A 14,290-nucleotide genomic window follows, 5' to 3' on the forward strand; every position below is an offset into this window, starting at 1 on the left:
CTCCTTAGGCGGCTGGCGCTTGGCGCTCGGCGCGGATGGCATTGACGACAGTTTGGATGCGGGCCATGGCCTCGCGGATGCGATCGACCGGCTGGGTCAGCGACATGCGGACGAAGTCGTCAGTGTAGTCGCCATAGATGGTGCCCGGGTACATCAGCACCCGGCCCTCGGCGAGCAGGCGCTCGCAGAACACGCTGGCGGGAAGACCGGTCGCCGACACATTGGCATAGACATAAAACGCGCCTTGCGGCTCGGCGTAGGGAATGCCTAGCGCTTCGAGACCTTCGCAGAGCGCCTTGCGGCGCTCGTCATAGATGAGGCGCATTTCCTCGACGCAATCCTGCGGTCCGGTCAAAGCGGCAAGCGCCGCGTATTGGCTGACGGAGGCGACAGAAATGGCGAAAGCGTGGTTGATCTCGGCCATGGCGACGATCAGTTCGCGCGGCCCGGCAAAATAACCGATGCGCCAGCCGGTCATGGCATAGGCCTTGGAGAATCCCGATAGCGTGATGGTGCGCTCCTTCATGCCGGGCAGCGACGCCACCGGCTGGATGCGCTGGTTACCATAGGTCAGGCGGGCATAAATTTCGTCGGAGATGACGATCAGGTCATGCTCAATGGCCAGCTTGGCGATCTTCTCGACTTCGTCGGGCGCTGTGACGGTGCCGGTCGGATTGTTCGGGTTGATCAGCACCAGCACCTTGGACTTCGGTGTGATGGCGGCCTTGACCATGTCGGCGGTGAGCGTGAAGTTGGTTTCCATGCTCATGCGGATATTGACGACGGTGGCATCGGCAAGCTCGGCGGCCTGGCCGTAGGGATTGTAGCCGGGACATGGCACGAGGATTTCGTCGCCCGGATTGAGCAGTGCCAGCGCGATGACGAACATGGCGTGCTGGCCACCGGGCGTCACGACGATCTCGTCGAGCGCATAGTTGGCGCCACCTTGATCGAGGATGTTCCTGGCTATTGCCTCGCGCAAAGCCGGCAGGCCGAGCGGGTGACCATAGTGGGTCTCGCCGCGTCCCAGTGCATCCTGGCCCGCCTTGACGATATGGGCGGGCGTATCGAGATCGGGATCGCCGCGACCGAGCTTGATCACGTCGGTCAGCCCGGCCGCGATATCGGTCATCTTGGTGATGATATGGGCGTCCTTGAGCTTGACGCGATTGGCCAGTCGATTGGCGTGCAGTGCTGAAGCTTCCATGGTCCCCTCCTCCCCTAGAGGCTGTAAAGTTCGCTGTATTTTGCGGTGAGGTGAGCGATGTAGGGCTCGGGATCGAGCGTGCGGCCGGTCGCCTTGACCAGCAGTTCGTCGCGGCGATAGCGGCGGCCATGCTGGTGCACGTTCTCGATCATGTAAACGCGCAGCGGCTCGTAATCGCCGGTCGCGAGGCCACTAGCGATGGTCGCGTCCTGCTTTGCCGCCTCGAACAACTGGCCGGCCATGACATTGCCGATGGTGTAGTTACAGAAAGTGCCGATCTGGCCCGAGGACCAGTGTACGTCTTGCAGCACGCCATTGGCGTCGTCGGGCACCTCGAGACCGAGATATTCCTTAATTTTGGCGTTCCAGGCTTCGGGCAGGTCCTTGACCGCAAGCGAGCCATCCATCAGCGCTGCCTCGATATCGGTGCGCAGCATGACGTGGAAATCATAGGTCAGCTCGTCGGCTTCGACACGGATGAAGCCGGGCTTGCAGCGATTGACGGCGCGGAAGAATTCGTCGGCGGTCACGTCGGACAGTTGGTCGGGGTAGAACTTCTGCGCCTCTGCGAAATTGACTGACCAGAATTCGCGACTGCGACCGACATGGTTTTCCCAAAGGCGGGACTGCGATTCATGGGCGCCAAAGCTGACGCCGCCGACGGCATAAAGTCCAACCAGATCGGTGGCGAACGGCGTGCGGGTATAGGCCGCGTCGACACCCTGCTCATAAAGCGCGTGACCGGCCTCATGCAGCGCGCCGAACAGGCTTGCCGCCATATAGTTGGGATTGAAGCGCGTCGTAATGCGCACGTCGTTGCGCGTGAACGACACTTCGAACGGATGCAGCGTCGTATCGAGACGGCCACGATTGAGGTCGTAGCCGACCTTCTGCGCCATCGACAGCGCGAAAGCGTGCTGCTGATCGACAGGATAGTGACGTTCGAGGAAATCGAAGCGCGGCTGCTCCTTTTCGCCGATCGCCTTGACCAAGGGTATCAGCGCTTCGCGCAGGCGGGCAAATAGTGGCTTGAGCGTCGCGACGGTTTCGCCGGGCTCGAAGCGGTACATCAGCGCGTCATAGGGATGCGCCTCGTAGCCAATGCACTCGGCCATCTCGCGATTGAGCGCGACGGTCTGCTCGAGGATCGGCACGAACTGGCTAAAATCGCTTTCGGCCCGCGCCTTGGCCCAGACGGCGTGACCATTGGCACCGAGTTCGGCCCGCTTGCGGGTCAATTCGGCCGGAATCGCCAGATGCCAGTCGATGGCTTCGCGGACCTGGGCGACCATGACCTTTTCCACAGCTTCATCGGGCATCGAGGCAGTTTCCGCCTCGGCCTTATCCAACTGGCTGCGGGTATTCGCCGAAACCAGCAGGTCCCGGGTCAAAACCGACAATGTCGCCAACTGCTTGCCACGGGTCTCGTGACCGCCATGCGGCATCATTGTGCGAGCATCCCAGCTCAGGATTGACTGGGTGTTGAGCAGGTCGTTGACCTGTCCCACACTCTCCATAAGCTGCGCGTAACTCATTGGCTTGACTATCTTTCTTTCTATTCACGGCTGTTTTTGCCGCTTTGTTGATCGGGTGCTTGACGACGCCCGATCCGTGTGCACATTTGTCGGCTATCAGATTGTCGACAATCTAATGAGCTAATGTTGGACAGGGAATCTTGTGGTTGTCAAGCGATGCAAACCGGGGCGTCCGAAAATAGTGGAAGCGCACAAATGAGCACCGACCTGGGGGGACTCACCTCCAATACCGACGCGCTGGTGGCCATGGCTGTCTGCGGCTACGTCAGCACGCCGTCGCTACGTCCGGGGCACTACACGCACTATCCCGACGGCAAGGGCGTCATCCTGCCTGGCATGTTCGGCGTCACCTACAATGCCAGCGTCGGCGACCGGGCTTTCGGCTGGGCTGGCGACCATGTCGAGCCCGGCGTGTCGATCGCCCATCCTGATGAAAAGTCCGACATGGCGCTGCATTACCTGAGCTGCGTCGGCAATGAAGCGACCGTCATGTCCGGCCTTGCCAAAGGCGCCAAGGGCACGGTGACCGGCGAGCATGCGCGGCTGCTGGTAGCCTTCCCCCATGAGGTCAACGACCTGCTCAATATCGGCGACCAGATCCAGATCGAAGCGCTTGGCCGGGGCATTGCGCTCGAGGAATTCCCGCAGTTGGAGTTCAAGAAAACCAGCCCGAAACTGCTGCAGGCGCTGCGCCTGACGCGGGCCGGCAACGGGTCGCTCCGCCTGCCGGTGGCCATCGAACTGCCAGTCGAGATCATGGGCTCGGGCGCCGAGCTGAACTCCGAATATGTCGACCAGGACCTGATGAGCGGCGACCGGGCGCTGATGGCCGACCTCGGCATCGACCAGATGCGGTTGGGCGATATCATCGCCATCCGCCACGCCGACCACCATTTTGGCCGCTCCTATCGCGAAGGCGCCGTCTCCATCGCCATCTGCATCCACGGCGATTCCATCATGACCGGCCACGGTCCCGGCATCATGACGCTGATGAGCTGCGCCGAGGGCGGCATCGAATTCGACATCGATCCGACCGCCAATATTTCCAACTATTTCCGCATCGGAGCTGCCAAGTGAGCGTCACCTTCAACGAAGCCGACCTCGTTGCCGTTTCGGTCGGCGGCGTAATCGCCCATCCGGGTTTTCCCGGCCTTCCCGCCGAACCCTATCGCCTCGCCGCCGACGGTACGCCGTTCCTGCTGCCAGCCTGGGGCGGCATCGTCTACAACGTTTCGGTCGGTGATCGCGCTTTCGGCTGGGCGGCAGACTGCATCCATCCCGGCGTCTCGATCCGCGGCTCGGATGACCTGAAGAACCGCGGCCTCAACGTCTTTGCCTGTCTCGGCAACATGGCAACTGTCATGACCGGCCAGGCACAGGGCGCCAAGGGCGTGGTGACCGGCAAGTCCGGCCGCTTTTCCGAGCAGGTGATCATCCACTTCCCTAAGGAAATCCGCAAGAAGATGGCGGTCGGAGACCAGATCCTGGTCAAGTCCTATGGCACCGGCATTTCCATCGCGGGCCACGAAGCAATCAACTGCAAGGGTCTGTCGCCCGACCTGCTCAAGGCGCTGCCGAGCAAGGTCGTAGATGGCGTGCTGAAGTTCGGTGTCGTCGCGACGGTGCCGGCGTTTCTTGTCGGTGCCGGCGCAGGCCTCACCAGCGAAGGCGGGAGCCTCCACATACAGTCGACCGACAAGGCCGCGCTCAAGGAAGCCGGGCTCGATCAGCTCAAGCTCGGTGACGTTGTCGCCATCGAAAACACCGACAGCCGCTACAATCACGGCTATCTGCGCGGCGCCATGAGCATCGGCATCGTCGGCCAGACCGATGGTCCACGCTCGGGCTACGGCCCCGGCATGACGGTGATCATGACCGCGCCCAAGGGGGAACTCGGCGCCTACACCGACGCCTCCGCCAATATCGCCTCCCTGCTCAAGCTCGAGGCATAGACCGTGGCCATCACGCTGACCAATGTCGACAAGCCTAGCCTCGAGCGCTTCATGGCGCAGGGCTTTGAGGCGCTCGGCCTCACCACCGAGGACGCAAAGCTGTTTGGCGATGCGCTGATCTTTTCCGAATTGCGGTTTCATCCCGGTCATGGCCAGGGCGTGCGTCGTCTGCGCCGCTACCAGGAACGCATTGGCGAAAAGCTGGTCGATCCGCGTGCCGAGTTCGAGATCATCAAGCAGAGCCCTGCCCTGGCGCTGGTCGACGCGCATAATGGCATCGGCACGGTGGTTGCAGCCAAGGCGATGAAGCTGGCGATCGAAAAGGCCAAGGTTTCCGGCATAGGCCAGGTGATCGTGCGTAACTCGACCCACTATGGCTCGTCTGCGGTGCATGCCTGCCAAGCCATGGACGCCGGCTGTATCGGCATTGCCTATACCAATGCCGGCCCCGAAATGGCGCCATGGGGCGCCCGCGAAGGCGCTGTCGGCACCAATCCCTGGGGCATCGCCGCACCGACCAATCTCGGCTTTCCGGCCGTGATGGATTTTGCCCTGACCACCGCCGGCAAGGGCATGATGCTGTGGCATTCGCGTGAGGGCAAGAAGATACCCCTCGACTGGGCGCTCACCCCCGAAGGCGAAATCACTGACGATCCCGACGCCGCCATGAAGGGCGCACTGCTCGGCATCGGCGAATACAAGGGCTATGGCCTCGCCTTCATGACCGACGTGCTCACCGGCGTCATCGGCGGCGGTGGCTTCGGCCTCACGCCCTACGCCGACCAGGGCAAGCTCGATGTTTCGCACTCCCTCACCGCAATCGACATCGAATGGTTCATGCCGCTCGAACAGTTCAAGCAGCGCATGGGCGAATATTCGCAGATGGTGAAATCGCGCAAGACCCGGCCCGGTTTTTCCGAAGTGCTGATCCCCGGCGAACAGGAAGCGCGTCGCGTCGCCAGGAAATCTGCCGGTGGTGTACCGCTCGACGACGAAGTGCTGGCCGACCTGCAGGCGCTGGGCCGCGAACTCGGCCTCTCGGCTGAGATCAAGGTGCTCGGCCCCTTTTCGGAGGACCGGCTGTGAGCGCTATGCTGCCCATTGTCAGGCCGATCAAGCCACTCGGCGAGGACTTCCGCCAATCGGTGCGCGATGCACTGCGTCACAGCGCAGCGGCACGTGGCCTCGACGGCGTGCTGCTGCTGTCGCCAGCCAATGTGTTTTACGCCTGCGGCTTCAATTTTTCCGTCAACGAGCGGCCGATCGGGCTCTATGTTCCGGTCGAGGGCGAGGCCAAGCTGTTCGTACCACTGCTCGAACTCGAAAACGCCCAGCCTGTGCAAGGTGTCGAGCTGGGCGTCTACGAGGAGTTTCCCGGCCTCGTGCATCCGGTCGTCTGGATGGTGTGCCAATCCAAGGCGATGCGTATCGCCATCGATATGCTCGACGCGCGCCAGATCGCCCCGCTCAAGACGCTGATCGACGAGGTACTGCTTGAGGATATCGCCGCGCCGCTGCGCTTCGTCAAAACTGCGGTCGAACTCGAACTGACCCGCATTGCCGCCCTCTACGCCGACCTCAGCCTGACGCGCCTCCATGCCGAAGCCGCCAACATCATCGGACAGGGTGGCACGGAACTGGATCTGCTGGCGGACTCAACGGGCTTTGCCCTCGCCGCCTTGAAACGCGACTATGGTGCCGCCTTCGCCGGAACCAAGCTCGGCATCACCGCCTCAGTCCATTCCGGTCCGCGCGCCGCCCTGCCGCATGGCTCGACAGGCATCCGCGTTCCGCAGCTTGGCGACACGCTGATCTCAGGTGTCGGCTGCAGCCTGGGCGGTTACCACGCGGAAAGCGGCGTCACGCTGATCATCGGCGAGATCACCGCCGAACAGCGCCACGTCATGCTGGCCATGGAAACCTGCAACGATGCAGCCGTCAGCGCGCTCAAGCCCGGTGCCCGCTGCCAGGATGTCAACGACGCAGCCCTCGCTGCGCTCAAGGCCGCAGACCTCGGCGACGCCATCCGGCACCGGATCGGCCACGGCATGGGCCTCGAAGGCCACGAAGCGCCCTGGCTGGCACCCGGCGACATGACCGAGGTTCTGCCCAACATGGTGTTTTCCAACGAGCCTGGCGTCTATCGTCCTGGCCGCGACGGCTATCGCACCATCAACACCATGCTGGTGCATCCGGACCACGTTGAAATTCCGAGCCGCTTTCTGGCGGACACTCCCATCGACCAGCGCGTCATTGCGCTCTAGCCCCAAGAGATTGAGACCATGCCTGAACCCGTTGCCTGGCAATATACCAAGATCACCAAGCCGATGTTCGACCTCAAACCGGTCGATCAGGTGCTGGTCGGACGCATCATCACCGCCAAAGGCGACGAGATCATCGAGGATGGTTTTGTCGAAGTCATCGGCGGCAAGATCACCCGTGTCGGGCCCCGCGCAGATATGGGCACCCCCATCGTCACGGTGACCGATACCGGCGGCAAGACCATCATGCCCGGCCTGATCCAGTCGCATGGGCACCTGTCGTGGGATGGCGTGCATGAGCTGAGCTGGCAGTCGATGTATGACAGCCCGGAAATCCGCGCCTACAAAGCGGCTGGCAACATGCTGAAATCGCTGCGCTCGGGGGTGACGCTGGTGCGCGATCTCGGCGTGCATAATGCGAACCTCTTTGCCAAGCAGGCGGTGGCGCAGGGCTTCTTCCCCGGCCCGCGTCTGCTGGTCTCGGGCGAAAGCATCATCCAGACCGGCGGCCATACCTATTGGGTTTGCCGCGAGGCAACTGGTGCCGACGAAATGCGCCGCGCCGTACGCGACCAGGTCAAGGGCGGCGCCGACCTGATCAAGATCATGGCCTGCCACGACACCCTCGAATTCACCGATGCCGAGCTCGAAGCCGTTGTCGACGAAGCCCATCGCAACAAGTTGCCCGTGACCGCCCACGCCACCTATGACGCCTGCATCAGGCGCGTCGTCGAGTTCGGCGTCGACTGTGTCGAACACGGCGGCTCGATGAGTGACGAGACGATCCAGCTGTTGCTCGACAAGAAGGTACCGATCGTCACCACCTTCTCGGCGCTGGTCATCCAGTCCAAGCCCGATATCGCGCGCGCTTTCGGCATCCCGGAATGGAAGATCGCCGAGCGCCAGAAGGCGGTGGCCGACAAGTCCCGCTTCGATGGCCTGGTGCGTGCTGCCAAGGCGGGCGTGCCGATCGTGTTCGGTACCGACGCTGGCAGCCCTGCGGTCGAACACGACCAGATCGCCCCCGAGCTCGAATTCATGGTCGAGGTCGGCGTCTGCAAGGACAAGCTGGACGCGTTGCGCTCCATCACCATCCGCGGCGCACAGCTTTCAAAAATGGACCACAAGATCGGCACCGTCGAGGTTGGCAAGGAAGCCGATCTGATCGTTGTCGATGGCAAGCCTGATGAAGATTTCTACGCGCTGGAGCGCGTCATGATGACCTTTATCGCCGGCAAGAGGATGCACTGATGAGCTTTCTGAACAATCAAATCGCGCCACGTATCACCGAAGACGACGGCTCGTTCCGCACCAAGATGCTGGGCATCGCCTCGGGCCTTACCGACGTCATCGCCATGGGCCGAGGCGATCCCGATTTCCATACGCCCGCCCACATTGTCGAGGCTGCCAAGAAGGCGATCGACGAAAACAAGCACCACTATACCTCGCCCTATGGCATTCCCGAATTGCGCACCGCCATCGCGGCCGACCTCAAAAAGGAATACGGCCTCGACTATACCGCCGATGAAATCGCGGTGACAGCGGGCGTTCAGGAATCCATCACGCTGCTGATGCTGGCGCTGATCACGCCGGGCGATGAGGTGCTGCTTACCTCGCCGCGATTTACCACCTACGACATGGCGGTGAACCTGGCCGGGGGCGTGCCGATCCCGGTGCCGACGTTCCAGAAGGATGATTTCGCCCTCGACGTCGCCGAGATCGAAAGGCGCATCACGCCCAAGACGAAAATGTTCGTGCTGGTGTCACCCAACAACCCGACTGGCGCGGTCACGCCGCCATCGGTCATCCGCAAGATTGCCGAGCTGGCGGTCAAGCATGACCTGATCATCGTCTCCGACGAGATTTATGCCAAGATTATCTACGAGGGCAACGAACACCTCTCGATCGCCACCATTCCGGGCATGAAAGAGCGCACCATCACGCTCAACGGCTTTTCCAAGACCTATGCGATGACCGGCTGGCGCATCGGCTACCTTGCCGCCCCCGCCGATTTCGTCGGCCGCATCACCGACACCCGGCACACTCTGTCGATCAACACCTGCACCATCAGCCAGTATGCCGCGCTCGCCGCAGTCACCGGCCCGCAGGAGCCGATCCAGGCGATGATCGACGAATATACCGCGCGCCGGGCGTATCTGTTGCCGGCTCTGGACGAAATGGGGTTGACCTACGGCAATCCAGGCGGGGCGTTTTACGTCTATATCAACGTGTCGGGCACTGGCATGTCGACGCCCGATTTCTGCGAGAAACTGCTGCGCGAAACCGGCGTGATGCTCTTCCCCGGCACCATGTTCGGCGACCACGACCCTAGCTATATCCGCATGTCGTTCCTGCAGCCGATCGACAAGATCAAGGAAGCGGTGACCCGTATGAAGGGCTTTATCGCCAAGCACGCAAAGGCCGCCGCATGAGCGAGAAGCCCAACCCGGCCGAAAAATTCGTCGGCATCCAGGTCAGCCCGATCAACTTCATCGACGAGGGCGTCGAGACCGTGCTCGACATTCTTAAGGACCGCGTCGGCGTCAATGTCCTGATGCTGGGCACCGTGTCGTGGCTCGGCCTCAAGACCGGCCGCTCGATTTCCTACAAGCTCGACGGCTGGCCCGACCATGGCGTACCGGAGCCGTTCGCGATGAAGGGCGGCGCCTATTTCCAGCCCGATCCGGCTTATTACAACGGCACCTTCATCAAGGACTACCGCGCCAAGGACCCGGAGTTCGAGGGCAAGGACATCCTCGATATGGTGATCCAGCCGGCGCACGACCGGGGCATAAAGGTGTTCATCGAGCTGATGGAGCCTTTCTTCAAATACACCGGTCATGGCTCGACCAATACCGTCGATATACCCAACCTGGCACAGGCCATGGAGGTCGATATCTTCGGCCGGCTCGGCAGCGATCCATCGACCAGCAATCCCGATTATCGCAACTGGATCCTGTCTATGGTCGAGGATCAGGTGCGCAATTACAATATTGACGGGGTGATGTGGTGCAACGAGCGCAACTCGCCGCTCGATACGCTGATCCAGGGCGGCGCGCCGGGCGATTTCTCGACCCATGCCCGCAAGGAGGCCATGGAGCGCGGCATCGACGTCGAGGCCTGCCGCCGCGCCCTGCTCAACCTTTATGATTTCATGCAGGAAGCCGCTTCGGGTAAGGAGTTCCCCGACGGCGCCTTCATCACTTTCATCCGCACGCTGCTGGCCAATCCCGAAGCGTTGATCTGGGAGAAGTTCTGGCTCGAGCGCAACAAGGACCTCGACCGCGAGCTTTATGGCCTGGTCAAATGGTGCAAGCCCGGCATGAGCTTTGGGCTCAATATCTGGAACCGCAACCACTTCAACATCTTCCGCCGGGCCCAATGGCCGTGGGAAGAGCAGACCATTTATGCCGACTGGGTCAAGCCGATCACCTACCAGCACCAGGCTGGCGAGGTTTTCACCAAGGAACTCGGCTTCTTCCAGAAGACCATTTTGCGCGACTTCTCGCCGGATGAAGCCACGGCGGTGCTGTATCGCATCCTCGGGCTCAACGAGGCGCCTTATTCCGGCGTTATCGCCGCCGGCATGGACCCCGAAACCTATGTATTCGGCCAATGTGCCGACGCAGTCAAAGGCGTCAATGGCAAGGCCAAGGTTTTCATGGGCCTCGGCGTCGATGCGCCACGGACCAAGGCCGAAACCGCCAAGATGACACCCGACATCGCCTATCGATCGGTGATGGCGACCTATCGCGCCGGTGGCCATGGCGTCGTGCTGGCCCCAAATTATGCCAGCATGCACCTGACCAATCTCGATGGCGTGGCCAAGGCCCTGATAGAACTGGGGCTTAAAGAGTGACCAGTTACGATAACATCATTCGCAACGCCGAAGTGCTGACCCCGGACGGATTGCAGGCCGTCGATCTCGCCATCGCCAAGGGTCAGATCGCCGCGCTGCTGCCGCGTGGCGAGGGCGAAGCGGTAGAGACGATCGACGCCAGCGGCCAACATCTGTTGCCCGGCGCTGTCGACATCCACTTCCACATTCGCGCCCCGGCCTATCCAGACCGTGGCACCGTCGAGAGCGAAACGCGGGCCGCTGCAGCGGGCGGCATCACGACGCTGTTCGAGATGCCGATCAGCAAGCCGTGCTGCAACACCGCCGAGCGCGTGGAAATCCGCCGCGCACATTTCGCCGAGCATGCCTTCATCAACTTCGGCCTTTATGCAGCCCCCGGCGATCTCGGGGAAACAAGCGTTGCGGCGATGGCCGCAGCGGGCATCGTGGCCTTCAAGATTTTCACGACCCCTGCCCCGGAAGGTCGTGACGACGAGTTCTTCGGCCTGTCATTCCCCAACGAAGCCGACCAGATGCGGGCCCTCAAAGCCGCAGCAACCACCAAACTACCGATAGTCGTGCATGCAGAAAGTGCGCAGTTGCTTGCACTTGCGGAAGCCGAAATCGCCGGCTCCGACTTGAGCAATATCGACGCCCATTTGGCCTCCCGTCCGGCCATGTGCGAGGCTGTGGCCGTGGCCAAGCTCCTCGTCATGAACATCGAGGCACAGGCCAAGCTGCACATCGCCCATGTCACCAGCGCCCTCACAGTCGACGTGCTGCGCCGCTTTGCCGGCACCTCCGATTTCTCCGCCGAGACCTGCCCGCATTACCTGTTTCGCACCCATGACGACGTGCGCAAGGCGGGCGTGTTTGCCAAGATCAATCCACCGGTCCGGTTGCAGTCCGACCAGGATGCGTTGTGGCAGGCCATTGCCGATGGCATCATCACCCATGTCACCACCGATCATGCAGCCTTTTCGCACGCCGAGAAACTGGCTGGCGCCAGCAACATGGTCAACGCACCACCGGGCAGCCCCGGCTCCGAAGTGCTGGTTCCCAGCATGCTGGACGCCGTTGCCAAGGGTCGCATCAGCCTTAAGCTCGCTATGGCACTGCTCAGCGGCAATGCGGCCAAGCGCTTCAACTTGCCCGGCAAGGGCCGGATCGAGGTTGATGCAGATGCCGACCTGATGCTGGTCGACATGGCCGGCAGGACCCGCATCGGACCCGATACGCTGCTGACCTTTGCCCGCGACGTGGCCCAACTTTACTATGGCGCCGATTTCTCCGGCCGCATCACGCGCACCATCGTGGCTGGTCAGACAGTCTATGACGGGGCCGTACGGGGCCGCCCCGGCTGGGGTCAGTATGTCTCGCCCGACAACCTTCACCCAGCCCAATCCACCCGCTTGAGGGCCTGATCCATGTCCACTGCCGTCGGAGGCCTACCAATGACCCAGACGCTTGCCAGCGAGCCACCCCTGCTTGAGGTGGATGACCTGCAGACATCGTTTATCGTGGGCGAAGGCCAGGATGTACGCGCCGTCGATGGCGTCAATTTCGTGGTTCGGGCGGGTGAAACCCTTGCCATCGTGGGAGAATCCGGGTCAGGCAAATCGGTGACCAGCCTCTCGATCATGCGCCTGCTGCCCAAGAACATCGGCCGCATTTCACGCGGCACGATCCGGCTGCGCGGCAAGGATCTGGTGACGCTGTCGGACCGCGAAATGCGCGCCATTCGGGGCAATGACATCGGCATGATCTTCCAGGAGCCGATGACCAGCCTTAATCCAGTGCACACGATCGGCACCCAGATCGCCGAAGTGGTGATGCAGCACGACAAGCTCAAGAAAAAAGCGGCGCACCAGCGGGCCATTGAGATGCTCGAACTGGTCGGCATTCCTGAACCAGTCAAGCGGGCAGATCAATATCCGCACCAGATGAGTGGCGGCATGCGCCAGCGCGCCATGATCGCCATGGCGCTGGCCTGCGAGCCGAGCGTGCTGATTGCCGACGAGCCGACCACCGCGCTCGACGTGACGATCCAGGCGCAGATTCTCGACCTGATGCGCAACCTGCAAAAGAAGATGGGCATGGCCATCGTCTTCATCACCCACGATCTCGGCGTCGTGGCGGAAATGGCCGATAGGGTGGTGGTGATGTATGCCGGCCAGGTGGTCGAAACCGGCACGGTCGAAGAGATCTTCACCCGGCCTCTGATGCCCTACACGTCGGGCCTGATGCAGTCGATTCCGCGCATGGGCGAATCCGAGAAAAAGCTGCGCCTGCAGACCATCCCCGGCTATGTGCCGCTGCTGACCAAGCTACCGGGCGGTTGCCGTTTCCGCACCCGTTGCGCCTTCGCCGAAGACCGTTGCGCAGTGGCAGAGCCGCCGCTTGAAGAGCTTGAAAGCGGCCGCAGCGTGCGCTGCATCCGGTGGCGCGAACTGGAACTCAAGACAAAGGCTTCGGCATGAGCATGGATCACAAAAATGCGCAGCACAAGCGGCGCGACGTGCTGCTGCAAGTCAGCAACCTCAAAAAATACTTCCCAATTCGCGGCGGCGTACTCAACCGCGTCGTCAACAATGTGAAAGCCGTCAACGGCGTCAGCTTTAACGTCTTACGGGGTGAAGTCGTTGGTCTCGTCGGTGAATCTGGCTCCGGCAAGACGACCGTCGGCCGGACCATTCTGCGGCTTGAAGAGCCAACGTCCGGCACGATCGACTTCGACGGCACCGATATCGGGAAACTGGCCAAGCCTGTGATGCGCCGCTACCGCAAGCGGATGCAGATTGTTTTCCAGGACCCCTATGCGAGCCTAAATCCGCGCGAAAAAATCCGCACCATGCTGGGTCACGCCCTGGCGGTGCACAATATCGGCACGGCCGCTGACCGCGACGATCGCATCGTGGCATTGCTCGAACAGGTTGGCCTCAGCGGGGACTATCTCGATCGTTTCCCGCATGAATTCTCAGGCGGCCAGCGCCAGCGCATCGGCATTGCCCGCGCCCTGGCGGTCGAGCCCGAGTTCATCGTCGCCGACGAGCCAGTGTCGGCGCTCGACGTTTCGATCCAGGCGCAGGTCGTCAATCTGCTCGACGATCTCAAGTCCAAGTTCAACCTGACGATGCTGTTCATCGCCCACGATCTAGCTGTGGTCGAGCATATCTCGGACCGGGTGGTCGTGATGTACTTGGGCCGAATCATGGAGATCGCGCCGACGCGCACGCTCTATCGGGCTCCCAATCATCCCTACACCAAGGCGCTGCTGTCGGCGGTGCCGAGCCCGGATATCCATGCCAAGCGGGATCGCGTCATCCTCACCGGCGACATTCCGAGCCCGATCAACCCGCCTTCCGGCTGCGTCTTCCGCACGCGTTGCCCGATAGCCATTCCCGACTGCGCTCAAATCGTCCCCGAGCTCAAGGAAGTCTCGCCGGGCCAGTTCAGCGCCTGCATTCGCACCGCTCCCTAATATCGCCGATCAGGAA

12 protein-coding genes are annotated in these 14,290 nt (G+C 61.9%); 10 read left to right on the forward strand and 2 right to left on the reverse strand.

The window, feature by feature from the left end; genetic code table 11:
• Window positions 1–4: 4 nt before the first annotated feature.
• Both WH91_RS08180 and WH91_RS08185 read right to left on the reverse strand, forming a co-directional pair.
• Window positions 5–1,207, reverse strand: a complete 1,203-nt coding sequence (locus WH91_RS08180; protein ID WP_046170510.1) for a pyridoxal phosphate-dependent aminotransferase — start codon at window positions 1,205–1,207, stop codon at window positions 5–7.
• Between the two features lie 14 nt (window positions 1,208–1,221).
• Window positions 1,222–2,742 carry a carboxypeptidase M32 gene (locus WH91_RS08185; RefSeq protein ID WP_046170511.1) on the reverse strand — a complete coding sequence of 507 codons (1,521 nt, stop codon included), beginning with the start codon at window positions 2,740–2,742 and terminating at the stop codon, window positions 1,222–1,224.
• Window positions 2,743–2,937: 195 nt separating this feature from the next.
• Here WH91_RS08185 and WH91_RS08190 point away from each other — a divergent pair, with 195 nt between their 5' ends.
• Genes WH91_RS08190 through WH91_RS08235 form a run of 10 tightly spaced genes read left to right on the forward strand, consistent with a single transcriptional unit; the run spans window position 2,938 to window position 14,274 of the window.
• Window positions 2,938–3,819 carry a DUF4438 family protein gene (locus WH91_RS08190; protein WP_046170512.1) on the forward strand — a complete coding sequence of 294 codons (882 nt, stop codon included), beginning with the start codon at window positions 2,938–2,940 and terminating at the stop codon, window positions 3,817–3,819.
• Entirely contained in the window at window positions 3,816–4,694 is an 879-nt protein-coding gene (locus WH91_RS08195; RefSeq protein ID WP_046170513.1) for a DUF4438 domain-containing protein, read from the forward strand. The genes WH91_RS08190 and WH91_RS08195 overlap by 4 nt, the downstream gene beginning before the upstream one ends.
• 3 nt (window positions 4,695–4,697) lie before the next feature.
• Window positions 4,698–5,780 carry an Ldh family oxidoreductase gene (locus WH91_RS08200; protein WP_046170514.1) on the forward strand — a complete coding sequence of 361 codons (1,083 nt, stop codon included), beginning with the start codon at window positions 4,698–4,700 and terminating at the stop codon, window positions 5,778–5,780.
• A 5-nt stretch (window positions 5,781–5,785) separates the two neighbouring features.
• The gene (locus tag WH91_RS08205; RefSeq protein ID WP_143078217.1) at window positions 5,786–6,958 is read left to right on the forward strand and encodes a M24 family metallopeptidase; all 1,173 of its coding nucleotides are present in this window, start codon (window positions 5,786–5,788) and stop codon (window positions 6,956–6,958) included.
• 18 nt (window positions 6,959–6,976) lie between these two features.
• A complete protein-coding gene (locus WH91_RS08210) occupies window positions 6,977–8,206 on the forward strand; it encodes an amidohydrolase family protein (RefSeq protein WP_046170516.1) in 1,230 nt (409 codons plus the stop codon).
• Complete coding sequence (locus WH91_RS08215; RefSeq protein WP_046170517.1) at window positions 8,206–9,387, forward strand: pyridoxal phosphate-dependent aminotransferase; 1,182 nt, start codon at window positions 8,206–8,208, stop codon at window positions 9,385–9,387. Before WH91_RS08210 ends, WH91_RS08215 begins: the two co-directional genes overlap by 1 nt.
• Complete coding sequence (locus tag WH91_RS08220) at window positions 9,384–10,814, forward strand: alpha-amylase family protein (RefSeq protein WP_046170518.1); 1,431 nt, start codon at window positions 9,384–9,386, stop codon at window positions 10,812–10,814. Before WH91_RS08215 ends, WH91_RS08220 begins: the two co-directional genes overlap by 4 nt.
• Window positions 10,811–12,217, forward strand: a complete 1,407-nt coding sequence (locus WH91_RS08225; RefSeq protein WP_046170519.1) for a dihydroorotase — start codon at window positions 10,811–10,813, stop codon at window positions 12,215–12,217. The genes WH91_RS08220 and WH91_RS08225 overlap by 4 nt, the downstream gene beginning before the upstream one ends.
• Window positions 12,218–12,247: 30 nt before the next feature.
• Window positions 12,248–13,273: an ABC transporter ATP-binding protein gene (locus tag WH91_RS08230; RefSeq protein ID WP_046170520.1), complete on the forward strand. Its 1,026-nt coding sequence runs from the start codon at window positions 12,248–12,250 to the stop codon at window positions 13,271–13,273.
• On the forward strand, window positions 13,270–14,274 hold the full coding sequence (locus WH91_RS08235) for an ABC transporter ATP-binding protein (RefSeq protein ID WP_280140244.1): 1,005 nt from the start codon (window positions 13,270–13,272) through the stop codon (window positions 14,272–14,274). The genes WH91_RS08230 and WH91_RS08235 overlap by 4 nt, the downstream gene beginning before the upstream one ends.
• Window positions 14,275–14,290 lie beyond the last annotated feature (16 nt).

Origin of the sequence: Devosia psychrophila, from assembly GCF_000971275.1 — a bacterium.
GTDB classification, from domain to species: domain Bacteria; phylum Pseudomonadota; class Alphaproteobacteria; order Rhizobiales; family Devosiaceae; genus Devosia; species Devosia psychrophila.